21 protein-coding genes are annotated in these 22,379 nt (G+C 72.2%); 11 read left to right on the plus strand and 10 right to left on the minus strand.

Features of this window, described 5'->3' with window-relative positions; translation table 11 throughout:
- The first annotated feature begins 372 nt into the window (after positions 1-372).
- From ACZ7MF_RS19640 to ACZ7MF_RS19650, 3 genes are all read left to right on the plus strand, one after another.
- On the plus strand, positions 373-504 hold the full coding sequence (locus tag ACZ7MF_RS19640; protein WP_016325543.1) for a hypothetical protein: 132 nt from the start codon (positions 373-375) through the stop codon (positions 502-504).
- A 15-nt stretch (positions 505-519) separates the two neighbouring features.
- Complete coding sequence (locus ACZ7MF_RS19645; protein ID WP_356863838.1) at positions 520-1,284, plus strand: bestrophin-like domain; 765 nt, start codon at positions 520-522, stop codon at positions 1,282-1,284.
- A 236-nt stretch (positions 1,285-1,520) separates the two neighbouring features.
- On the plus strand, positions 1,521-2,039 hold the full coding sequence (locus ACZ7MF_RS19650) for a hypothetical protein (RefSeq protein ID WP_471478060.1): 519 nt from the start codon (positions 1,521-1,523) through the stop codon (positions 2,037-2,039).
- A gap of 82 nt (positions 2,040-2,121) precedes the next feature.
- Here ACZ7MF_RS19650 and ACZ7MF_RS19655 read toward each other — a convergent pair whose 3' ends face one another.
- A complete protein-coding gene (locus ACZ7MF_RS19655) occupies positions 2,122-2,616 on the minus strand; it encodes a hypothetical protein (RefSeq protein WP_356863842.1) in 495 nt (164 codons plus the stop codon).
- A gap of 330 nt (positions 2,617-2,946) precedes the next feature.
- Between ACZ7MF_RS19655 and ACZ7MF_RS19660 the strand changes: the two genes are divergently transcribed.
- Complete coding sequence (locus ACZ7MF_RS19660) at positions 2,947-3,612, plus strand: class F sortase (protein ID WP_471478061.1); 666 nt, start codon at positions 2,947-2,949, stop codon at positions 3,610-3,612.
- A 31-nt stretch (positions 3,613-3,643) separates the two neighbouring features.
- Here the strand turns inward: ACZ7MF_RS19660 and ACZ7MF_RS19665 are convergent, their stop codons facing one another.
- Positions 3,644-4,483 carry a polysaccharide deacetylase family protein gene (locus ACZ7MF_RS19665; RefSeq protein WP_471478062.1) on the minus strand — a complete coding sequence of 280 codons (840 nt, stop codon included), beginning with the start codon at positions 4,481-4,483 and terminating at the stop codon, positions 3,644-3,646.
- Between the two features lie 110 nt (positions 4,484-4,593).
- On the opposite strand from ACZ7MF_RS19665, the gene ACZ7MF_RS19670 reads away from it, so the two are divergent.
- Positions 4,594-5,055 (plus strand): universal stress protein, encoded by a 462-nt coding sequence (locus ACZ7MF_RS19670; RefSeq protein ID WP_356863849.1) that lies wholly within the window; start codon positions 4,594-4,596, stop codon positions 5,053-5,055.
- A gap of 201 nt (positions 5,056-5,256) precedes the next feature.
- On the plus strand, positions 5,257-6,663 hold the full coding sequence (locus ACZ7MF_RS19675) for an amino acid permease (RefSeq protein WP_471478063.1): 1,407 nt from the start codon (positions 5,257-5,259) through the stop codon (positions 6,661-6,663).
- On the opposite strand, the gene ACZ7MF_RS19680 is transcribed toward ACZ7MF_RS19675, so the two are convergent.
- A complete protein-coding gene (locus ACZ7MF_RS19680) occupies positions 6,660-7,475 on the minus strand; it encodes an alpha/beta fold hydrolase (protein ID WP_471478064.1) in 816 nt (271 codons plus the stop codon). The two genes, ACZ7MF_RS19675 and ACZ7MF_RS19680, sit on opposite strands and share 4 nt — an antisense overlap.
- A 57-nt stretch (positions 7,476-7,532) precedes the next feature.
- Here ACZ7MF_RS19680 and ACZ7MF_RS19685 point away from each other — a divergent pair, with 57 nt between their 5' ends.
- Positions 7,533-8,006, plus strand: coding sequence for a MarR family winged helix-turn-helix transcriptional regulator (locus ACZ7MF_RS19685; RefSeq protein WP_471478065.1), 474 nt, complete (start codon positions 7,533-7,535; stop codon positions 8,004-8,006).
- A gap of 1 nt (position 8,007) precedes the next feature.
- On the opposite strand, the gene ACZ7MF_RS19690 is transcribed toward ACZ7MF_RS19685, so the two are convergent.
- On the minus strand, positions 8,008-9,162 hold the full coding sequence (locus tag ACZ7MF_RS19690; RefSeq protein WP_471478066.1) for a CapA family protein: 1,155 nt from the start codon (positions 9,160-9,162) through the stop codon (positions 8,008-8,010).
- Between the two features lie 253 nt (positions 9,163-9,415).
- Between ACZ7MF_RS19690 and ACZ7MF_RS19695 the strand changes: the two genes are divergently transcribed.
- The 3 genes from ACZ7MF_RS19695 to ACZ7MF_RS19705 all read left to right on the plus strand — a co-directional run bounded on the left by ACZ7MF_RS19695 (position 9,416) and on the right by ACZ7MF_RS19705 (position 11,472).
- On the plus strand, positions 9,416-9,970 hold the full coding sequence (locus ACZ7MF_RS19695; protein ID WP_087805250.1) for a sigma-70 family RNA polymerase sigma factor: 555 nt from the start codon (positions 9,416-9,418) through the stop codon (positions 9,968-9,970).
- Between the two features lie 140 nt (positions 9,971-10,110).
- Positions 10,111-10,626 carry a hypothetical protein gene (locus ACZ7MF_RS19700; RefSeq protein WP_471478067.1) on the plus strand — a complete coding sequence of 172 codons (516 nt, stop codon included), beginning with the start codon at positions 10,111-10,113 and terminating at the stop codon, positions 10,624-10,626.
- 195 nt (positions 10,627-10,821) lie between these two features.
- On the plus strand, positions 10,822-11,472 hold the full coding sequence (locus tag ACZ7MF_RS19705) for a zf-HC2 domain-containing protein (protein ID WP_471478068.1): 651 nt from the start codon (positions 10,822-10,824) through the stop codon (positions 11,470-11,472).
- Between the two features lie 40 nt (positions 11,473-11,512).
- On the opposite strand, the gene ACZ7MF_RS19710 is transcribed toward ACZ7MF_RS19705, so the two are convergent.
- Both ACZ7MF_RS19710 and ACZ7MF_RS19715 read right to left on the minus strand, forming a co-directional pair.
- Positions 11,513-12,376: an Fpg/Nei family DNA glycosylase gene (locus tag ACZ7MF_RS19710; RefSeq protein ID WP_471478069.1), complete on the minus strand. Its 864-nt coding sequence runs from the start codon at positions 12,374-12,376 to the stop codon at positions 11,513-11,515.
- A 40-nt stretch (positions 12,377-12,416) separates the two neighbouring features.
- Positions 12,417-14,507 (minus strand): SpoIIE family protein phosphatase, encoded by a 2,091-nt coding sequence (locus ACZ7MF_RS19715; protein WP_471478070.1) that lies wholly within the window; start codon positions 14,505-14,507, stop codon positions 12,417-12,419.
- A gap of 141 nt (positions 14,508-14,648) precedes the next feature.
- Here ACZ7MF_RS19715 and ACZ7MF_RS19720 point away from each other — a divergent pair, with 141 nt between their 5' ends.
- Complete coding sequence (locus tag ACZ7MF_RS19720) at positions 14,649-16,061, plus strand: lipase maturation factor family protein (RefSeq protein WP_471478071.1); 1,413 nt, start codon at positions 14,649-14,651, stop codon at positions 16,059-16,061.
- A gap of 25 nt (positions 16,062-16,086) precedes the next feature.
- On the opposite strand, the gene ACZ7MF_RS19725 is transcribed toward ACZ7MF_RS19720, so the two are convergent.
- The 4 genes from ACZ7MF_RS19725 to ACZ7MF_RS19740 all read right to left on the minus strand — a co-directional run bounded on the left by ACZ7MF_RS19725 (position 16,087) and on the right by ACZ7MF_RS19740 (position 22,378).
- On the minus strand, positions 16,087-19,110 hold the full coding sequence (locus ACZ7MF_RS19725; RefSeq protein WP_471478072.1) for an alpha-mannosidase: 3,024 nt from the start codon (positions 19,108-19,110) through the stop codon (positions 16,087-16,089).
- A gap of 138 nt (positions 19,111-19,248) precedes the next feature.
- Positions 19,249-20,496, minus strand: coding sequence for a glycoside hydrolase 5 family protein (locus ACZ7MF_RS19730; RefSeq protein ID WP_471478073.1), 1,248 nt, complete (start codon positions 20,494-20,496; stop codon positions 19,249-19,251).
- A gap of 32 nt (positions 20,497-20,528) precedes the next feature.
- Positions 20,529-21,449, minus strand: a complete 921-nt coding sequence (locus ACZ7MF_RS19735; RefSeq protein WP_356863874.1) for a carbohydrate ABC transporter permease — start codon at positions 21,447-21,449, stop codon at positions 20,529-20,531.
- Positions 21,446-22,378, minus strand: a complete 933-nt coding sequence (locus ACZ7MF_RS19740; RefSeq protein WP_471478074.1) for a carbohydrate ABC transporter permease — start codon at positions 22,376-22,378, stop codon at positions 21,446-21,448. The genes ACZ7MF_RS19735 and ACZ7MF_RS19740 overlap by 4 nt, the downstream gene beginning before the upstream one ends.
- Position 22,379: the final 1 nt, after the last annotated feature.

Consider the following 22,379-nt stretch of genomic DNA (forward strand, 5'->3'; position numbering starts at 1 on the left):
GCGTACGCGTCGACCGGACCGGACGGCACCGACGCGGTGGCGGTCGCCGGGAGTGCCTCCTGGCCCACCTTTCCGCCCTGCCCCAAGCCGACACCGACACCGCCGCCGACGCCGACGCCCCCACCGGAGCCCGAACCGACGCCTCCCCCGCCCGAGCCCACTCCTCCGCCCGCCCCGAAGCCGCCCCCGCCGAAGCCACCGGCGCCGGAGCCCGAACCGCCGCCGCCTCCCGCCCCGCGGCCGGCGCCGCCACGGCCCGCCCCTGAGCCGAGCCCGACGCCGACGCCCGCTCCCGCCCCGCCGCCGGTCCGTTCCGCGGCGCCCGCCCCCGCGCCCTCGGTCACGCCCACGCCCCGTCCGTCGCTCAGCCCGGTGCACTATCCGCGCCACCGCGCCGCCCGGGCGCCGCAGCGTTCCTCGCGCGGGACCACGTCGCCGCTCGTCTTCGTCCTGCTCATCACGGTGCCCGCGGTGGTCGCCGTCGCCGCGCTCCGTGCGCGCTGATCCCTGGAGCCTCTCTTGCCGGAATGGCTTGTTCTCACCCTCGCGATGCTGGCCGCCTGCGTCGTGGTGGTCATCATCACCCTCCTACGGCACCGCACCGCGTCCGACGACGAGGACATCACCGAGACCCCGGACGTCATCGAGTACATGACGATGTGGATCGGCGTGGTGTACGCCATCGTCCTGGGCCTGGCCATCGCCGGTGTCTGGGAGGCACGCAGCGCCGCCGAGGCCGACGTACAGACGGAGGCCGTCGCACTGCACGAGGTCTCGGAACGGGCCCGGGTCTACCCGCCCGACGTCCGTGACCGCATCCGGGCGGATGTCAACGCCTATGTCGGACACGTCGTCACCACCGAGTGGAAGGCCATGGCCGACCACGGAGAGGTGACCGACCGCGGCACCGAGCTGCTCGACCGGGTACGCGCGGACGTCACGGACTACGAACCGAGGTCGGACTTCGAGGCGCAGGCGTACCAGCCCCTCGTGGACCAGGTGGCCCTCGCGGACCAGGCCCGCAACGCCCGTGCGCAGTCGACCGGTGCGACCATGCCGGGGGTGGTGTGGTTCGGGCTGATCGCCGGCGCCGTCATCACCATCGGGATGGTCTTCGCCCTGCAGATCCGGCGCACGACCCGCGAACTGGTCCTCGCGGGTCTGTTCTCCGCGCTGATCGCCTTCCTGCTCTTCCTGATCTGGGACTTCGACGCACCCTTCAGCAGGGGCGTCGCGGCGTCGACCGACCCGTTCCTGAGTCTGTTCCCCGGCGCGGGGGACTGACCGGACACCGAGGAGCCACCCGCCTGCGGGGAGCGACCCGCCGTTGACACGACACCGGGGACGGTGACGGCCGACACGCCGTCACCGTCCCCTGAGCGGCCCACACTCTTGCCCCATTCGCGCGACTGCGATCGCGGTGACGTGCACGGCTTCCTAGCGTTTCGGACATCGAGGTGCATTCCTGGCGCGAGCGGAACAGGTCCGCCGCTGCTCCTCGGGGACCCGGAGGATTCACCATGCGCGCGATACCCGTCGCCTCGGTCGCACTGCTGGGCGCCGCCGCCCTCTCCGCCTGCGTGCCGGCCGGGGCCGTGGGCTCGAACACGTTCGGCTTCACCGTCAGTCCCGCCACCGTGGCGCCCGGCGGTCAGGTCACGCTGAGGGTGGGTCGTACCGAGGCGGGCTGCCGGGGGCGGGTCACCGTGACCTCGCCGGTCTTCGACACGGTGACCATCCCCCGGGACGAGTCGTCCGCCACGGCGCGGGTCGACCGGGACGCCCGGCGCGGGGCGGTGTACCGGGTGACGTTCGCCTGCCGGGACAAGACCGGCACGGTGGACCTGACGATCGCGGGCGGCGGCTCGCACCACCCGACCGACGAGCCCTGGCACGACAAGGGCGTGCACGCCGGTCGGGGCGGCAGCGTCGCGGGGTTCGACCTGAAGCAGACCGGGCTCGGCGCGGCGCTCATCGCGGGGGCGGTGGGCACCGCCTACCACCTCTCGCGCCGCCGTTCCGGCGAGGACCGGGCCTGACCCGTCCGCATCACGCACGGCACTTCGCCCCGGATCCCACCGGATCCGGGGCGAAGTGCCGCTGCCGTCCTGCGCCGTGCGCTCAGATCCGCCGCTCGGACCGGCGGCGCATCCAGAAGAGTCCGCCGCCGGCGACGGCCGCGGCGACAAGCCCGCCGCCGATCGCGATGTCGGTCGAGGTCGCCCCGCTGGAGCTGCTGCCGCCGAGGCCGCCGCGGACACCGCCGATGACGGTGAAGGCGGCCGGCCGGGTCAGCCGGCGGCCCGAGCAGTTGACGGTGATGTCGTACGAGCCCGGCCTGGCGTCCTGCTTGATGGTGGCGGTGCCTTTGGACGTCTCGTTGGCTCCTCTGACCGGGGTCAGGTGGGTGGTCCGGAAGGCGTCCGAGGTCATGGTGCCGCCCTGGGGGCAGCCGTCGACCGTGACGGTCATCTGGCCGCCGCGGGCGATCACGCTGGGCAGCGCGACGATGTTGCTCGGCTGGTTGTGGTCGCCGCCCGCGGTGGCCGTGGGGGCCGCCAGTCCGAGGACAGCGACGGCGGCGCCGGCTGCCGCGAGGGCACGAGTGTTGCGCATGTGATCCTCCGCGGAAGACGCCCCGGGTCCCGTCCCCGGTCGATCGGCGAGAAAGCGCCTCCCAGAAAGACCCTCAGTTGCCCTGCCCGCAGCCGCATTTCGGGAATGGTCCGTCCTGGTGAGCGGCTTGCCGGGCCGAAACCGCGCGAGTGGATATCGCCGCAGGTCACGCCCCGTCAGAAAATCTTGCCGGTCGCCTCCCGGATGGCGCACGCAAGGACGCGCCCGCCACCCGTTCGCCGCCGCCCCGTCGCCGGTCCCCCGCACGGCGCTTAGCGTGCTCGTATGCGCGGATGATCCGGCGACGGCCGGGTCGAGAGGGGATGGCGAATGTACGACTCCGAGTTGGCCGATGAGGAGGAGCGGCGGCGGAAGCGCGCTCCCTGGGGCGTGATAGCGCTTGTTCTGCTGACCGGTCTCGCGCTCATCCGCAACGGCTCCGGGGAATTCGACGTGGGCCCCCCGCAGCCCGCGTCGGCCGCCGCGTCGGACACCCGCTCGGCGACCGGCGACGGTGCCGCGGCCGGAGTGAGTCCGCTGCCGTACTCGGTGCCCGACCAGGTCTCCATCCCCGCCATCCAGGTCGACGCGCCGGTCATGGGGGTCGGTCTCGACGCGGACGGCTGGGTCGACGCGCCGCCGCCCGAGGACCCGAACCTGGCCGGCTGGTTCACCGGCGCGGTCTCACCGGGGGAAAAGGGCACCGCGGTCGTGGTCGGCCATGTCGACAACCAGCAGGGCCCCGCCGTCTTCTACGGACTCGGGGCCCTGAAAAAGGGAAACAGGGTGGAAGTGCACCGCCAGGACGGAAAGACGGCGGTTTTCGAGATCTACGGCATCGAAGTGTTCGAGAAGAACAATTTCCCCGGCGACCGGGTCTACGGCTCGAAAGGCAGCCCCGAACTGCGGGTCATCACCTGCGGCGGCGGTTTCACCAAGCAGAACGGCTACGACGGGAACGTCGTCGCCTTCGCCCGCCTGGTCGAGGTCCGCTGAGCGTGCCCCGGCCGGGCGGGCCCGGCAGCGGTCAGATCAGGCGCCGCCGGGGGACGGTGAGGTGGTAGCCGGAGTCGAGCAGTTCGGGCAGATAACGCCGCAGGGCCCGGACACTCTGCGAACGGTCGCCCCCGGCGTCGTGCGAGAGCACCACGACACCGGGGGCCGCGCCTTCCTCGACCCGGTCGACGATGGCCCCGGTGCCGGGTGTCGTCCAGTCCAGGGTGTCCACGGTCCAGGCGAGCGGCTCCATTCCGAGTTCCGCGCCGAGCTGGAAGGCGGCCCGGTTCCACGCGCCGTACGGGGCCCGGAACCAGCGGGGCGCCTCGCCGTAGGCCTGCTCGACGACCTCGCTGGTGCGCTCCATCTCGGAGCGGATGCGGCGCCGGGAGAGTTTCGTCAGCAGCGGGTGGGACCAGGTGTGGTTGCCGACCACGTGCCCCTCGTCGGCCATCCGGGTCAGCAGGTCCCGGTTGTAGTCCGCCATCTCCCCGCACACGAAGAACGTCGCCCGCACCTCGTACTTCGCCAGGGTGTCCAGGATCCGCGGGGTGTACTCGGGGTGGGGTCCGTCGTCGAAGGTGAGCAGCATGGTGCGGCCCCGGCCCGTCATGCGCAGGATCGGCTCGCTGCGCACCGGGGGCCGGCCGGGCGCGGCACGCGGTGCGCCGTATCCGGTCAGGGGCTGGAGCCGGTAGGCCGAGGCCCTGAGCGGGCTGCGCTGCGGGGGGCCCGGGGCGGGTACGGGGGCGGGCGGCCGGGACGGTCCGTGTCCCAGGCCCGCCGCGAGTGCGCCGCCGGCGCCGGCCGCGCCCAGGGCCGCGACGCCGGTGAGCAGGGTGCGGCGGGTGAGCAACTGGTCCTTCTTCATGACTCATCAGTCGCCCGGTCACGGTGCGCCGCACCTGAGCAACACCGGTGCGGCGGCATGAAACCACCCGCCCGGCTCAAGATCACCGGGGACTCCGATAACCTCGCCGCGTGACGGAACAGCACTCCCATCAGTTCGAACGCGGCACGGACGGACCGAAGGTCATCGTCGTCGGTGTGGACGGCTCCGACTCCTCGCTGCGGGCCGCGGCCTACGCCGGGGGGATGGCCAGGCGGCAGGGCGCCCTGCTCGCCGTGGTGTACGTGCAGCCGGTGCTGGCGGGTGGTGCGGCGCTCGGGGCGTCGGTGGCGGAGACGACCGACGAGATCGCCGAGGAGCTGGTGGCCCAGATCCGGGAGGCGACCGAGCGGGTGAAGGGGATATTCGACATCCGCTGGGAGTTCCACACGTTCCGCGGCGACCCGTACAGCGGTCTGAAGCAGACGGCCGACGAGCTGAAGGCGGACGCGGTGGTGGTCGGCGCCTCCGAGCAGGCCGGTCACCGGTTCGTCGGCTCGGTCGCGGTGCGGCTGGTGAAGGCGGGGCGCTGGCCGGTGACGGTGGTGCCCTAGGGGGTGTCGTCTGGATCTTGCCGGGGTCGGCCACAAGGCACCGTAGGCCGCGGCCGGCCTGATCCAGACGACACCCCCTAGCACCGGCCGGGTCGGTGTGTGCGTCTTGGGACCTTTGTGCGTCGTGACTTCCGTCACGGACGCGTGTGCGTCATCATGATCCACCGTCAGCCGTTTGCCGTTCACGAAGAGGTGAGGCGCATGGCCCGGTTCCGCATGGGTGAGGGTGTTCTCCGCCGCAAACCCATCGAACACATCGAGGAGACGGAGAGCGGCGGGGGCCTGGTGCGCTCGCTGGGGCTGTGGCAGCTCACCGCGATCGGTGTCGGCGGCATCATCGGGGCCGGCATCTTCACGCTGGCCGGCACGGTCGCCAACGGCACGGCGGGGCCGGCGGTCCTGATCTCCTTCCTCATCGCCGGTGTCGCGAGCGCGGCGGCCGCCCTGTCGTACGCCGAGTTCGCCGGGCTGATCCCGAAGGCGGGTTCCGCCTACACCTACGGCTACGCGGTCCTGGGCGAGCTGGTGGGCTGGTTCATCGGGTGGGACCTGCTCCTGGAGTACACGGCGATCGTGGCGGTGGTCGCGATCGGCATCTCGGGCTACTTCAGCTTTCTGGTCGGCGAGATGGGTGCCGACCTGCCGAACTGGATGCTGGGGGCGCCGGGCACCGGGGACGGGCACAAGGTCGACCTGTTCGCGGCCGTGCTGTGCCTGCTGATCGCGTACCTGCTGACGCTGGGCATCAGGAACGCCGCCCGCTTCGAGATGGTCGTTGTGGTGCTGAAGGTGCTGGTGGTGCTGCTGGTGATCGGGGTCGGCGTCTTCCACATCAACAGCTCGAACTACCACCCCTTCTTCCCGTTCGGCGTCGGCGGGGCGTTCACCGGTGCGGCGACGGTGTTCTTCGCGGTCTTCGGCTACGACGCCATGTCGACGGCGGCCGAGGAGTCGAAGGACGCCCAGCGGCACATGCCGAAGGCGATCATCTACTCGCTGATCATCTCGATGGTGCTGTACGTGGCGGCCTGTCTGGTGCTGACGGGTATGCAGAACTACAAGGAGATCGACCCGGAGAGCGGCTTCTCGACGGCGTTCAAGTCGGTGGGGCTCAGCTCGCTGGCCGACATCATCGCGGTGGGCGCCATCATCGGCATCCTCACGGTGATGTTCACGTTCATGCTGGGCGTGACCCGGGTGTGGTTCTCCATGTCGCGCGACGGGCTGCTGCCCAAGTGGTTCGCCAAGACGCACCCGACGCGGCACGTGCCGACCCGGGTCACCTGGATCGTGGGGTGCGCGTCCGCCGTGATCGCCGGGTTCCTGCCGATCGGCGAGGCGGCGGAGCTGACCAACATCGGCATCCTGCTGGCGTTCGTGGTGGTGTGCGCGGCGGTGATCGTGCTGCGCTACCGGCAGCCGGAGCTGCCGCGCACCTTCCGTACCCCGTGGATGCCGTTCGTGCCGGCGCTGGGCATCGTCTTCTCGATCTGGCTGATCACGTTCCTGCAGTGGCAGACCTGGGTGCGGTTCGCCGTGTGGTTCGTGGTCGGCCTGGTGATCTACTTCGCGTACTCGTACCGGAAGTCGGAGCTGGCCCGCCGTTAGAGGGTGCGCAGGAACTCGGCGACGATGCCCGTGAACGCCTCGGGCCGCTCCATGTTCGGGTAGTGCGCGACCCCCTCGACGGTGACGGAACGGCCGTCCGGGACCGTACGGGCGAGCCGTTCCGCCTCGGCGACCAGCTCGGGCGCGTCCAGTGCGCCGTTGACGGTGAGGACCGGGACGTCGATCTTCGGGACCCGGGGCCAGGTGTCGGTCAGGGGCACGTGGTGGTTCTCCTCGTCCGGGGTGTGCTTGGAGAGGGTGCCGAGGGCCATCTCGCGCACCCTGCGCAGCACGTCCGGGTCGACGTCGTCGAGGCCGCGGCGCTCCCCCGGAACGAAGCGCAGGAACGCCGTGAGCCAGCCCTCGACGTCCCCGGCGCCCAGTGCGGCGGCCTGCTCCGCCTGCACCCCTCGCACCCAGGGGTTGGTGTACTCGAACTCGCTCGTGGACGCCCCGCAGGCGACCACCGCACGGACCAGCTCCGGGTACTCGAGGACCGTGTCGGTGGCGATGGCCCCGCCCATGGACACGCCGACGAGTACCGCGGGACCGGTGTCGAGGTGGCGCAGCAGCGCGGCGAGGTCGTCCGCCCAGCGGAACGGCCTGCTCGCGTTGGCCGAGGCGCCGTGTCCGCGGACGTCGGGGGCGATCACACGGTACTCGCGGGCCAGGGCCGGGATCTGGGCGTCGAACACCCGGTGGTCGGTGAACCCGGAGTGCAGCAGGACGACCGGGTCTCCTGTGCCGGTGTCGCGGTAGGCGAGGTCGCCGTCGGCGGAGGTGAAGAAGCGGAGGTCCGAAACAACAGTCATGACAACCAAGGTGTCATGTGAGGTCGACTTTGGCAACCTGGGTGTCATGATGGCGGGGTGAACGACATCGACGCACCCCTCCCCCCGGACGCGCTCGCCCAGCGCCTCACCGAGGTCTACGACCTGGTCGGTCCCCTCTACCGGCGCGCTCAGCGCGGCGTCGAGCAGGGCCTGGCCGCCGACGGTCTGTCCGTGGGCGTCCGCGCCGTGCTGACGATGCTGCGGCGCGGCGGCCCGATGACCGTGCCCCAGATGGGCCGGGCGCAGGCGATCAGCCGTCAGTTCGTCCAGCGGATGGTCAACGACGCAGTTGCCCAGGACCTGGTGGAGAGCACCCCGAACCCGGCGCACCGCCGGTCGTCGCTGATCCGGCTGACCGCCCGGGGCCGGGACACGATCGACGCGGTCCTCGACCGGGAACACCAACTGCTGCGCGCGGTCGGCTCGGACCTCTCGGACGCCGACGTCGCCACCTGTCTGCGGGTGCTGGGCGCCATGCTGACGGCCCTGGACCACGTGGCGGACGCCTGACCTACTCGCCCATCACCAGTCCGTCCTCGGCGGCGCCCCGGCTGAGCACCACGTCGCGGATGCGGTCACGTACGGCGCGTACGTCGGCACCCTCGTCGATCGCCCGGTTGAGGTTGACCACCCGGCCGGCGTCGACGTCGAACAACTGCGGGACGAACTCGGCCTTCGTCACCTTCCAGCGTTCGCCGGCCCGGTCGGGCGGGGCGAAGGTGAAGCGGCCGACGGCCGACTGGTTGCCGCGCGGATCGCGGACGCCCTCGTTGTTGACCATCTCGCCCGCGATCTGGTCCCCCATGCCGTACACCACCCAGGTGCCGTTGACCTTCTCGTAGGCCTGCGGGACGTGGGCGTGGGTGCCGAGGATCAGGTCGATGTCCGGACGGTCGCCGGTGCGGGACGCGGTCAGGCTCCGGGCGAGGGCCAACTGGTCCTGGTCGGGCTCGTCCTGCCATTCGGTGCCCCAGTGCATCGACACGACGACGACGTCGGCGCCGGCCTTCCGGGCGGCCCGCGCGTCCTCGACGATGCGCGCCTCGTCGATCAGACCGACCGCCCAGGGCTGGTCCGCGGGCAGCGGGTGGCCGTTGGTGTGGAGGGTGTAGGCGAGGTGGGCCACCTGGGCCCGGCCCGCGCGCAGCACCGTCGCGATGTCCGCCTCGGCCTCGGTGCGCGCCGTCCCGGCGTGCCGTACGCCTGCCCGGTCGAGGGCGTCCAGGGTGCGGCGGATGCCGTCCGCGCCGTCGTCGACGCTGTGGTTGGACGCGGTGGAGCAGCCGTCGTAGCCGGTGGCGGCCAGCGCCCTGGCCACCTCGGGCGGGGACTTGAAGAGCGGGTAGCCGCTGTAGTCGCCGTTCGCGCCGTAGATGGTCTCCATGTGGCACAGGGCGAGGTCGGCCCGCGCGACGACGGGCCGGGCGCCGGCGAGCATGGGGCGGAAGTCGTAGCCGGTGCCGCCGGCGTCGAAGCGGGCCCGCTCGATGATCGAGTCGTGCGGGAGCACGTCTCCGGAGGCGACCAGGGTGAAGGCACCTTCGACGGCGGCGGGCGGAGCCGGAGCCGGCGGTTTCGGCGGTTCGTGGTCGCGGGCCTGACAGGCCGCGCCCGCGGTGAGGAGGGCGGTCAGGGCCAGGGCCACCTGCCGGCTGCGTGTGATCATCCGTTCACTCCGCTGGGTCGCACACACCGATGAAAAGTCACATTTACGTATGAACAGGTAAAGAGTCACGGCCCGTCACACGCGGCTCCGACACGCCCATTAGCCCGTCCGGCGTGCGCGAACGGGGTGCCCGGACCACACGCCCACCGCACGCCGACCGTTCGTCGAACCGTTCGTCGACGCGATCGACCGTCCGCCGCACACCCGTGCGTACGCCCTGTCCCCGCACGGTCCCCTGCGGTGCCATACGGCCATGACGGCCGGAATCACCCTCACGGACACTGCGAACGGGACGACCGCCGAGCACGAGCTCGCCGCACTGCAACGCGAGCACGGCCGGCCGCTCTTCGCGCTGCTGCTGCGGCTCAGCGACGGCGACCGGCAGCGCGCCGAGGACCTGGTGCAGGAGACCCTGGTCCGCGCCTGGCAGCATCCCGAGGCCCTGCGCGCCGACGACTTCGACTCCGTACGGCCGTGGCTGCTCACCGTGGCCCGGCGGCTCGCGATCGACGCCCGCCGCGCTCGCCAGGCGCGCCCCGCGGAGGTCGGCGACGCCGTGCTGGAGAACGCGCGCGTCTGCGCGGATCACGCCGAACGGGCCGCCGCCGCCCTCGATGTGCGGGAGGCTGTGAAGACACTCACTCCGGAGCACCGTGAAGTCCTGGTGCTGGTGTACTTCCAGGGGGCGAGTGTGGCGGAAGCCGCGGCCGCCCTCGGCATCCCACCCGGTACCGTGAAGTCCCGCGCGTACTACGCGCTGCGCGCCATGCGCAGGGTGCTACCGGGATACGCCGCCGACCTGCGGTGAAACCGACCTTTTGGTCAAGCCTCCGTAAAGCGCCTTGCCCAGGACCCCGGTTGAGCAGTCGGCTGTCCTCATCCGTGTTCCGGACGGGGGTCCATGACCCGGTCGGGCGACGCGCACGCACCGGAGGAAGGCAGGAAGGGATGCTGCACAGAGGTCAAGAGAGCACGGACGGCGCCGGCGGGGGCGAACTGAGCGTTCCCATGGCCTGGTTGTACGCCGAGTACATCGCCGACGAGCTGCTGCGGACCGGCGATCTGATGCCGCCGACGTCCTTCGAGTTCCGCGCCGGACGCGACGCGCTGGCGCTCACCGTCTTCCTGTCCGACACGGAGAACGAACTGAGCGGCATCCGGGTCGTCACCCACCTGGAGACCTGGCTGTCCCTGACGGCCTACGACCAGCCCTGGCACGAGTGGGTGCACGGGCGGCTGGCCGAGGTCACGGCCGACGCCGTCGCCGCCGGACGCCACTCGCCGGACCTGGAGCTGGCCCGGGCGGCCTGGCGCTGGCTCCAGGACACGGAACTGCTCGCCCCGGACCTGAACGCGGTGCCCGGTGGTGCGCCGGTGACCGGAGAGGACGAGGGGCCGAAGGTGTGGACGCCCGCGTGGCAGCTCGGGCTGCCGCTGGGGCACCTCGCCATCCACTTGTTCTAGCCTCCCCGGCCGGCCTCATCCAGCCTCCCCGGCCGGCCCCACGAACTTTCCCGCGGGACGGACCAATCCACGCCCCGGACCGCTCCGAACACCTTGGTTGCGATTCCGGGGTGGCTTGAGTGATTCGGCTGTCGGGTGCGTACGGGTGGGAGCAAGGAGTAACCCCACCCGCACCCAACGGTACGAGGATTCGGCATGAGGTCCCTGGAGAGGCATCGTGACGTCGGCGCCTACGCGCTCGGCGTACTGGACGAAGCGGAGGCCTTCCGCTTCGAGGACCACCTCATGGAATGCCCCCGGTGCGCGGCCCAGGTGACCGAATTCGGTCCCGCCACCCGTCAGTTGATGCTGTACCGGCAGGCGACACCCCGTATCGTCCACCCCCTGACCAGGCCGGGACCGCGACTGCTCGACCGGCTGCTGTCCGAGGTGACCTCGCGCCGGCGGACCGGCCGGCGGCGGGTGCTGTACGCCGTGGCCGCCGCCGTCGTGTGCGCCGCGGCCGGGCCGGGCGCCGTGCTCTACGCGAGCCAGGGCGACCCGGCGGCGCCGGTCACCGCGACCGACGCCCGGTCCGGGGTGTGGGCGCGGATCACGGCCGAGGACGAGACCTGGGGCACGGACGTGCGGCTCGAGGTCAAGGACGGGGGCGGCCCGCGCTCCTGCCGGCTCGTCGCCGTGGGCCGCGACGGGTCCGAACAGACGATCACCAGCTGGATGGTCCCCGGGCACGGCACCCGGCCGCACACCATGCACGGCGGGGCGGCCCTGCATCCCGGCCAGATCGACCGCTACGAGGTGCGTACGGCGGACGGCGAGCACCTGGTGACGTTGCCGTCCGGCTGACCGCGGCCCCCGGCGACCGCCGTCACCGGGTCGGACACCGCTACTTCAGCAGCCGGGACATCCTGCGGTCCGCGAGCGGTTTGCCGCCGGTCTGGCAGGTCGGGCAGTACTGGAGCGAGGAGTCGCTGAAGGAGACCTCGCGGATGGTGTCGCCGCACACCGGACAGGGCTCTCCGGTGCGGCCGTGGACCCGCAGCCCGCTCTTCTTCTCGGCCTTCAGGCGTCCGGCGGCCATGCCCCGGGAGCGTTCCACGGCCTCGGTGAGCGTGCCGCGCAGGGCGGCGTACAGCCGGGCGGTCTCCTCGTCGGTCAGGGAGGCGGCCAGTTTGAACGGGGACATCTTCGCGGCGTGCAGGATCTCGTCGCTGTACGCGTTCCCCACGCCCGCGATCAGGCTCTGGTCGCGCAGGGCGCCCTTGAGCTGCCGCCGCTCACTGGTGAGGAGAGCGGCGAAGCGTGCCTCGTCGAAGTCGTCGGCGAGCGGGTCGGGGCCGAGCCGGGCCACGCCCGGCACCTGCCGCGGGTCGGCCACGACGTGGACCGCGAGCCGCTTCTGCGTGCCCGCCTCCGTCAGGTCGAAGCCGGCGCCGGTCTCCAGGGCGACCCGCAGCGCGAGCGGGCCCTTTCCGGGTTTGGGCAGGCCGCTGGGGAGGCTGTCCTTCCAGTGCAGCCAGCCGGCCCGGGCCAGATGGGTCACCAGGTGCGGGCCGCCGGCCGTCTCCACGTCGAGGAACTTGCCGTGGCGGTGCACGGCCGCCACGCGGTGCCCCTCCAGCGCCGTGAGCGGGGGGTCGTACGTCTTCAGGACGCTGATCGCCACGGGCAGGACCCGGACGATCTCGCGGCCGGTGAGGTGCTCGGTCAGGAAGTCGCGGAGCGCCTCGACCTCGGGCAGTTCTGGCATACGTCCAGAGTGCCACCGGCCACCGGCGGCGCCAGCGGGTTCAGCCCGCCCCGTGCGCCACCACGAACTCCGCCCAGACGACCTTGCCGCCGCCGCGCGCCTCCACGCCCCACGCGTCGGCGAGCGTGTCGACCAGGAGCAGCCCCCGTCCGGACACGCCGTCGTCCCCGGCCTCCCGGCGGCGCGGCAGGGCGCTGGAGGAGTCCTCGACCTCGACCCGCAGCCGCCGGTCGGTTCCGGTGAGCAGCCGCAGGGTGACGACGGCGGAGCCCTCGGTGTGCATGAGGGCGTTGGTCATCAGCTCGTCGGCGACCAGTTCGATCTCGTCGCTCTGGCCCCGCGCGCCCCAGGACCGGACCGCGGCGCGGATCATGTGCCGGGCCTCGGTGAGGCCCTCCGGGTCGCCCGGGGAGACGTGCTGCTGGACCCGGCCGAAGGTCCGCGGAGCGCCCAGGCCGTGCCGGCGCAGTACCAGGAGCGCGACGTCGTCGTCGCCGCGCCGCTCGTCGACCACGTCGATCAGCCGGTCGGCCAGGTCCCGCACGTCCTGCGGCCCGGAGGTGATCAGCGCGGTGAGGACGTCCATGCCCTCGTCGAGGTCGGCGCCGGGCTGCTCGACCAGACCGTCGGTGCACAGCAGCAGGGTGTTGCCCGGGTCCAGCTCCAGGGTGGCGACCGGGTAGGCGAGGCGCCCGAACTCGGCGGACAGGCCGAGTGGCAGCCCGCCCTCGACGCGCACGAGCCGGCAGGTGCCGTCCCCGAAGCGCAGCAGCGGGTCGATGTGCCCGGCACGGACCACCTGGACCACTCCGGTGCCCAGGTCGGCCTCCGCGTACAGGCAGGTCGCGAAGCGGTCGGTGTCCAGCTCGTGCAGGAAGACGGAGGCCCGCGCCATGACCGTGGCCGGGGGGTGCCCCTCGGCGGCGTAGGCGCGCAGCACGATGCGCAGCTGGCCCATGACGGCGGCGGCGTGCGTGTCGTGGCCCTGGACGTCGCCGATCACGGCGCCGACCCGGCCGCCGGGCAGCGGGATCAGGTCGTACCAGTCGCCGCCGATGTCCCGGCCGAGCGCGCCGCCGATGGAGGCCGCGCGGTAGCGGACGGCGACGTCGCAGCCGGGCACGCTGGGAATGGTGCGCGGCAGCATGGCCTGCTGGAGGCCCTCGGCGAGGTCCATCTCCTGCTCGTAGAGCATGGCCCGCTGGAGGCTCTGCGCGATGCCGCTGCCCAGCGCGACCAGGACGTTGCGGTCCTCCGGGGAGAAGCCGTGCCGGTCGCTGTAGAGCAGCCCGATGGCACCGATGGGCCGGGCCTGCGCGATCAGCGGCAGATAGGCGGCGGCGGTGATGTCGAGGTGGGTGATGTCCTTCCACAGCCCGGGGTAGCGCTCCGCGAACTCCTCGGGCGACTCGATGAAGCGGGGGCTGAGGGTCCGTACGGCCTCGCTCATCGGGTAGGGCTCGTCGATCCGGGTGACCCGGGTCCCGGGGATGAAGCTGTTCTCGGGGCCGTCGGCGACCAGCCGGATGCGGCCGGCCTCGACCAGGCCCATCACCAGGCTGGTGGCGCCCAGCCGGGTGAGGCCGTGGGTGTCGCGCAGCACGTCGATGACGTCGTCCACGGTGCGGGCGTGCGCGAGGGCGGCCGTGGCGAGCTGGACGACGTTGGTGAGTCGGCGGCGGGCCTCGTCCTGCACGGCCTGGTCGCGGCTGGCCGCGGTCTCGGCCATCTCCTGGGTGGCGTCGCGGACGATGCCGATGATCCGGCGCGGGCGGCCGGTCTCGTCGCGGCGGATGTACCCCTGGGTGCGGGTCCAGCGCAGGGTGCCGTCACGCCGGCGCAGGCGGAAGTAGGTGCCGTAGTTCTCGCTGCCGTCCTTCATGGCCTGGGCGACGATCGCGTCCATGCGGCGGCTCTCCGCCGTGGGCACGCGCAGCGCCAGCGACTCGGGGCGCCCGTCGTACTCCTCCGGGCGCAGGTCGAACACCTCGTGGGCCTGGGCGTCCATGTGGAACAGCCCGGCGTCCAGGTCCCAGTCGAAGCTGCCCATGCGGTTGAGCGCCAGAATCGGGTCCGGGTGGGCGGGCCAGTCGTCCGGGAGTGACGGGGCGCTCGCTCCCCGATCAGACATGGACCCCACCTTGCCAGGATTTGTCGGAATCTTCGACTCCTGGTCGCCGGACAGGCGTGAAAGGGTCCGGAGGGGGCCGGCGGCCGAGCGGGGGTACCCGGAGCCGGGAGCGGGGGGAGCGGGTACGAGAGGAGCCCGGCCGTGGAGTGGTTCACCGCACCCGACTACTGGCTGGCCCGGCTGGTCTTCCAGCGGGCGCTGGCCGTCGTCTACCTGGTCGCGTTCCTGACGGCCGCCCTGCAGTTCCGGGCGCTGCTCGGCGAGCGCGGTCTGACACCGGTGCCCCGCTTCGTCGAGCGGGTGCCGTTCCGGCGGGCGCCGAGCCTGTTCCAGTGGCGCTACTCCGACCGGCTCCTCGCGGGCTGCGCCTGGGCGGGCTGCGCGGTGTCGGCGGCGCTGGTGGCCGGGCTGGACTCACTGCTGCCGCTGTGGGGCGCGATGCTGCTGTGGCTGGTGCCGTGGGCGCTGTATCTCTCGATCGTCAACGTCGGACAGACCTGGTACTCCTTCGGCTGGGAGTCGCTGCTGCTGGAGACCGGCTTCGTCGCCGTGTTCCTGGGCAACGAGGAGGTGGCGCCGCCGGTCGTGGTGCTGTTCCTGCTGCGCTGGCTGCTGTTCCGGGTGGAGTTCGGGGCGGGGCTGATCAAAATGCGCGGTGACGAGTGCTGGCGGAAGCTGACCTGCCTGGACCACCACCACGAGACCCAGCCGATGCCGGGCCCGCTGAGCTGGTTCTTCCACCACCTCCCTGGGCCCCTGCACCGGGTCGAGGTCGCCGCGAACCACGTCACGCAGCTGGTGGTGCCCTTCCTCCTGTTCGCCCCGCACCCCGTGTCGACGGCCGCCGCGGCGCTGATGATCGCCACCCAGCTGTGGCTGGTGCTCTCGGGCAACTTCTCCTGGCTCAACTGGGTCACCATCGTGCTGGCCCTGTCGGTGGTCCGCTTCCCGGCCGACGCCCCGGCCGTGGCCGCCGCACCGCTCTGGTACGAGGCCGTGGTCCTGGCGGTGGCGGCGCTGCTGGTGTTCTTGAGCCACCGGCCGGTGCGCAACATGATCTCCCGCCGCCAGGTGATGAACCGCTCCTTCGACTCGCTCCACCTGGTCAACACCTACGGCGCCTTCGGCTCCGTCAGCCGGGTCCGCTACGAGGTGGTGATCGAGGGCACCGCCGACGAGGTCGCCAGGAAGGACGGCGACTGGCGGGAGTACGAGTTCAGGGGCAAACCCGGCGACCCGCGACGCTGGCCGCGCCAGTTCGCGCCGTACCATCTGCGTCTGGACTGGCTGATGTGGTTCGCCGCGCTGTCGCCCTCGTACGCCGGGTCGTGGTTCGGCACCCTCGTGGAACGGCTGCTGGAGAACGACCGCGCCACGCTGCGGCTGCTGCGCCGGTCCCCGTTCCCGCCGGACGCGCCGCCGCGCTTCGTGCGCGCCCGGCTGTTCCGCTACCGGTACACGACCTGGCGGGAGCTGCGGGAGACAGGCGCGTGCTGGGAGCGGACCTATGTGCGGGAGTACCTGCCGCCGACCCGGCTCACCCCTTCTCGGTGAGCCGGGCCCGGCGGAGGCGGCGGCGCTAGGCGCGCTTGAGCCGCAGGGTCATCAGCTGGAACGGACGCAGGCTTACGGCGATCCGGTCGCCGTCCGCCCGGGGGGCCTCCGTGTCCGCGAGCGGGCGTTCCAGCAGGTCGGTCACCTGCACGTCCGTGACCGCGAACCCGACCGTCAGCGTGGCGCGGGCCCGGCCGCCGTGGGCCTCGTGGAAGCGGACCACGACGTCGCCGCTGCCGTCGTCGGCGAGCTTGACGGCGGTGACGACGACCGCGTCCCGGTCGACCGTGACGAGCGGGGCGACCTCGGAGGCGGCGCCCGTGAGGCGCCGCTCGGGCAGGTTGATCCGCCAGCCCTCGCGCACGGCGTCGCCGATGCCCGCGCCGGGCACCAGCGCGTGCCGGAAGCGGTGCACGCCCTGGTCGGTCTCGGGGTCGGGGAAGCGCGGGGCGCGCAGCAGGGAGAGCCGGACCGTGGTGGTCGTACCGGCGTCGGCGTCGCCGCGGACGGTGCGGGTGACGTCGTGGCCGTACGTCGAGTCGTTGACGAGTGCGACGCCCCAGCCGGGCTCCTCCAGGTGCACGAAGCGGTGGTTGCAGGCCTCGAACTTGGCCGCCTCCCAGCTGGTGTTGGTGTGGGTGGGCCGGTGGAAGTGCCCGAACTGGGTCTCCGACGCGTACCGTTCGGCGTGCACGTCGAGCGGGAAGGCCAGCTTGAGGAACTTCTCCGTCTCGTGCCAGTCGACCTCGGTGTCCACCTCCAGCCGTCGCTCCCCCGGCGCCAGGGTCAGCACCTGGGTGACACGGGAGGAGCCGAAGGAGCGGACGATCCGCACCGAGGCGCCGTCGTCGCCGGGGGCGACCTCGTCGGCTTCGGTGAGGTCGGTGACCGTGTTGCGGTAGAACTCGTCGACGTCCCAGGCGTCCCACATGTTCGGGAAGTCGGGGTGGAGCTGGAGCAGGTTGCCCGCCCCGCCCGGCGCGATCGTCTCGCGGTCGGCGGCGAGGTCGTACGCCGACACCACCAGGCCCCGGTCGTCGATCTCGACCCGCAGCAGGCCGTTGTCCAGGACATGGCCGCCGCCGGGGCGGGAGCCGAGGTCGGTGTGTCCTTCGGTCGCGGGGGACGTGGCGGCGCCCGCCGGGACCCCGGCCCGCGCGTGCGGTGCGGAGTTGAAGACCAGCGGGGTGTCGCCCTCGCCGGCCAGGGCGCGCTGGGCGGCGTCGATGATGCCGTTCAGTTCGGCGGCGACCCGGTCGTAGGTGGCGCGGGCCTCGCGGTGCACCCAGGCGATGGAGGAGCCGGGCAGGATGTCGTGGAACTGGTGCAGCAGGACCGTCTTCCAGATGCGGTCCAGGTCGTCGTACGGGTAGGGGAAACCGGCGCGCACGGCCGCCGTGGCCGCCCACAGCTCGGCCTCGCCCAGCAGGTGCTCGCTGCGGCGGTTGCCCTGCTTGGTCTTGGCCTGGCTGGTGAGGGTGGCGCGGTGCAGTTCGAGGTACAGCTCGCCGACCCAGACCGGTGGGGCGGGGTTCTCGGCCTCGGCCTTCTCGAAGAAGGCGTGTGGGGTCTCCCACTCGACGGTCGCGGAGCCTTCGAGGTCGCGCATCCTGGCCGCCTTGGCGACCATCTCGCGGGTGGTGCCGCCGCCCCCGTCGCCCCAGCCGGTGGGGGCGAGGGAGTGCCGGGCGACGCCCTTGTCCTTGAAGTTCTTCGCCGCGTGGGCGATCTCGCTGCCCTTCATCGAGCAGTTGTAGGTGTCGACGGGCGGGAAGTGGGTGAAGATCCGGGTGCCGTCGATGCCCTCCCAGCGGAAGGTGTGGTGCGGGAACTTGTTCGTCTGGGACCAGGAGATCTTCTGCGTCAGCAGGTACTTGGCCCCCGCCGCCTTGATGATCTGCGGGAGGCCCGCCGCGAAGCCGAAGGTGTCCGGCAGCCACGCCTCGTCGTTCTCGACGCCGAACTCGTCGAGGAAGAAGCGCTTGCCGTGCACGAACTGCCGGGCCATCGCCTCGGAGCCGGGCATGTTGGTGTCCGACTCCACCCACATGCCGCCGGCCGGCACGAACCGCCCGTCCGCCACGGCCTTCTTGACCCGCGCCCACACCTCGGGCCGGTGGTCGCGCACCCACGCCCACTGCTGCGCCTGGGACATGGCGAAGACGAAGTCCGGCTCGTCCTCCAGGAGGGCGGTCATGTTGGAGGTGGTCCGGGCCACCTTGCGCACGGTCTCCCGCAGCGGCCACAGCCACGCCGAGTCGATGTGCGCGTGCCCGACGGCGCTGATGCGGTGCGCGGAGGGGACGGCGGGGGCGGCCAGCACCTCGGTGAGGCGGGAACGCGCCTGCTCGGCCGTGCCGTTGACGTCCTGGAGGTCGATGGCGTCCAGCGCCTTGTCGACGGCGCGCAGGATCTCCCAGCGGCGCGGCGACTCCACCGGCAGCTCGGCCATCAGCTCGCCGAGGACCTCCAGGTCGAGCACCAGGTTCCACACCGTCTCGTCCAGGACGGCGAGGTCCATGCGGGTGAGGGTGTACTGCGGTTCGCTGCCCGCGGTGTCCTTGTCGCCCAGCTGGGTCGGCACGAAGGGGTGGTAGTCGAGGATGACGGGGTTGGAGGCCGCCTCGACGTGCAGGCGCACCTCCTCGCCGCCCTCGACGGGGGCGCCGATCCGCACCCACTGGTTGCGCGGGTTGAGGCCCTTCACCGGGGTGCCGTCGGGGCGGTAGACCAGGCCCTCGCACTGGAAGCCGGGCATGTTCTCGTCGAAGCCCAGGTCGAGGATCGCCTCGACGGTCCTGCCGGCCCACTCCTTCGGCACGGTGCCGGTAACGCGGAACCAGCTGGTGCCCCAGGGCGCGCCCCAGCGGGCGCCGACCTCGATGGGCCGCGGTTCGGCCGCGAGCCCCTCCTCGACGGGGACGGGCTCGCCGGGCGCGTTCCAGACCGCCACGTCCAGCGGTACGGACTCGGGGTAGAGGGCGGGGCGGACACGCTCGTCGAGGACGCGCTTGAGGCGGGCTTCGACCAGGCTGCGGTCGTCATGCATGCGGGTGCTCCGGGGTCGGGGGGCGGGTGGTTGCCCGGGGTTGGGTGGGCGGTGGCGGGGGCCGACGTCAGGTACAGCTCCCCAGCGGGACGCGCTTCGAATCGTGCGGCGCGCTCGTCGTACCGGGCGGGGCTGGGGTCACGGGGCGGTCACCTGGTCGGGGACGACGACCTCGGTGATGCCGCGGGCCGCGAGGTGCCCGGGGTCCGCGGCGCGGGTGTCGAGGACGGTGGTGGGACGGGCGCCGTCGGCGACCAGCCGGAAGAAGGCGTCGAAGACGGCGCCGCCGGGGGCGCAGGCCGAGCGGGCGGCGGGGTCGGCCGGCACGGCGAGGGCCGTGGTGCGCGGGGCGGGGGCGGGGCGGGCTCCGTCCCGGGCGGCGCGCGCCGCGCTCGCCAGGACCCGTGCCGTGTCCTTGGGGCGCCGGTCGTTGGTGAGGAGCCCGAGTCCGTACTCCAGCTCCGGGAAGTCGGCCAGCGCCCGGGACACGTCGTGGGAGCACCACCAGGTGACGCCCCACAGGTCCGGGCAGTCCAGGGCGTTCTCGACGGTCGCCTCGGTGAAGGCGGCGGCGTGCTCGGCGGGGACCAGGGGCGCGGGGGCGCCCACCTCCTGGAGCCAGACCGGGCGGTGCGGGTCGTCGGCCCATGCCTTGCTCAGCTCGATCAGATAGGCGCCGTGGTGCTCGCTGGGCACGGAGGTGCGGCCGTGGCGCTGGGCGGTGCCGTTGAAGACCCAGGAGTGCACCGCCGTGACGGCGCCCTGCCGGGCGGCCTGGGTGGGGGTGAAGGGCTGGTCGTCCTGGTACCAGGTGGCGTCGTACTCGGCGTGCAGGTGCATGCGGCCCGGGGCGCCCTCCTCGCAGGCGGCCAGCATCCGCTCCAGCCAGGCGTCGATCTGGGCGCTGGTGGCGCGGTCCGGGTCGGGGTGCGGCCCGGCGGAGAACTGGTTGACCTCGTTGCCGAGCGTCATGCCGAGGAAGTTGGACCGTCCGGCCAGGGCGGCGGCGAGGGTGCGCAGGTAGGCGGCCTGGCCCTCGACGACGTCGGGGTCGGTGAACAGGTTGCGCCGGTGCCAGGTGCGGGTCCAGGCCGGCACGTAGTCGAAGCTGCTCAGATGGCCCTGGAGGCCGTCCACGTTGACGTCGAGGCCGCGTTCACCGGCCGCGTCCACCAGCGCCACCAGGTGCTCGACCGCGCGCTCGCGGATCAGGGTGCGGTTGGGCTGGAAGTAGGGCCACAGCGGGAAGACGCGGACGTGGTCCACGTCCAGCGCGGCGATGGAGTCCAGGTCGGCGCGTACGGAGTCGAGGTCGAAGTCGAGCCAGTGGTGGAACCACCCCACGCTCGGGGTGTAGTTGACGCCGAAGCGCACGGCAGAAGGCATGCGGTGTCCTTGAGAGGGGGGAAGCGGGTGGTTCAGCCCTTGACGGCGCCCTCGCCCACGCCGCGGAAGAAGTACCGCTGGAGGCAGGCGAAGAGGATGATGAGCGGCGCCACGGCGATGATCGTGCCGGCGGCGACGAGGCGTTCGTCGTTGGCGAAGGTGCCGTGCAGGTAGTTCAGGCCGATGGTCAGGGTGAACTTGGACGGGTCGCTCAGCACGATCAGGGGCCACAGGAAGTCGTCCCAGGCGCCCATGAAGGCGAAGATCGCGACGACGGCGAGGGTGCCCTTCACCGCGGGCAGCGCGATCCGGTAGAACCGCTGCCAGACGTTGGCGCCGTCGACGAAGGCGGCCTCCTCGATCTCGTAGGGGAGGTTGAGGAAGGCGTTGCGCATCAGCAGCACGTTCAGGGCGCTGACGCAGCCCGGCAGCACCACGCCGACCAGGGTGTTGTTGAGGCCCAGCTCCCGCATGGTGGTGAACTGGGCGATGATGATGCCCTCCACCGGCACGAGCATGGCCAGGATGAACACCAGGGTGGCGACGCGCCGGCCGCGGTAGCGCAGGCGGGCCAGGGCGTATCCGGCGAGGGCGGCGCCGACGCAGTTGGTGACGACGTTGGCGGCGGCGACCTTCAGCGAGTTCAGGGCGTAGTCCCACACCGGGATGGTGTCGGCGACCCGCTCGTAGTTGTGCAGGGTGGGGTCGGAGGGCAGGAACTTCGGCGGGGAGCTGAAGATGTCCTCGGTGGGGCCCTTGAGCGAGGTCGACAGCTGCCACAGGAACGGGCCGATGGTCAGGGCGAGGACGCCGAGCAGCAGCAGGTAGCGCAGGGCCAGTTCCCACCCGCGTACCCGGCGGCCGTGCTCGTCGGTGATGCGCGGTTCCCGCTTCCGTTCCCGGTCGGTGGCCCGGGTCCGCCCGGCGGGCCGGGTCTTCTCGGCGATGCTCACGCATCCTCCTTCCGGTCGGCGCGCAGGACGAGCAGCATCAGGACGACGGTGACGACGAAGACGACCACGGAGATGGCCGAGGCGTAGCCGACCCGGCCGGTGAGGCCGGTGCCGGTGCGCTGGACCAGCATCACGAGGGTGGTGTCCTCGCCGGCCGGTCCGCCGCTGGGGCCCGCCATCAGGTACACCTCGGAGAAGACCTTGAAGGCGGCGACCGAGGAGAGCGCCGCGACCAGGACCATGGTGGAACGGACCGCGGGCACCGTGACGGTGAGGAAGCGGCGGACCGCGCCCGCGCCGTCCACGGCGGCGGCCTCGTGCAGCTCGCGGGGCACGTTGGCCAGCGCCGCCAGGTAAATGATCATGTAGTAGCCGAGGCCCTTCCAGACCGTGACACCCATCGCGCTGAGCAGGATCAGCCACTGGTCGCTGAGGAAGCCGACCGGACTGGCACCGAGCGTCTCCAGCAGGGAGTTGACCAGTCCACGCTCGTCGAGGAGCCAGACCCAGATCAGCCCGACGACGACGATCGAGGCGACGACCGGGGTGTAGAAGGCCGAGCGGAAGAAGGTGATGCCGGGGATGTTCTTCTGCACCAGCATCGCGAGCAGCAGCGGCAGCAGGACCAGCGCGGGGACGACCCCGAGGACGTACAGGGAGCTGTTGCGCAGGCCGATCCAGAACATGTCGTCGTGGAGCAGCTCGCGGAAGTTGGCGAGCCCCACGAACTCGCCCGGGACCAGCGTGCGGCGGTCGGTGAAGGAGTTGATGAGCGTGGAGACGAACGGGTACAGGATGAACGCGCCGGTGATCAGCAGACCGGGTGCGGCGAACAGCCAGGGGCTGGCGGGCAGCTGCCGTCGCACGCGCCGGGCGCCGCCGCCCTTGCGGGCGTCCGGTGTGCCGGTGGTGAGGGTGGGACTCGCCATG

Source organism: Streptomyces sp. NPDC111628 (assembly GCF_055635195.1).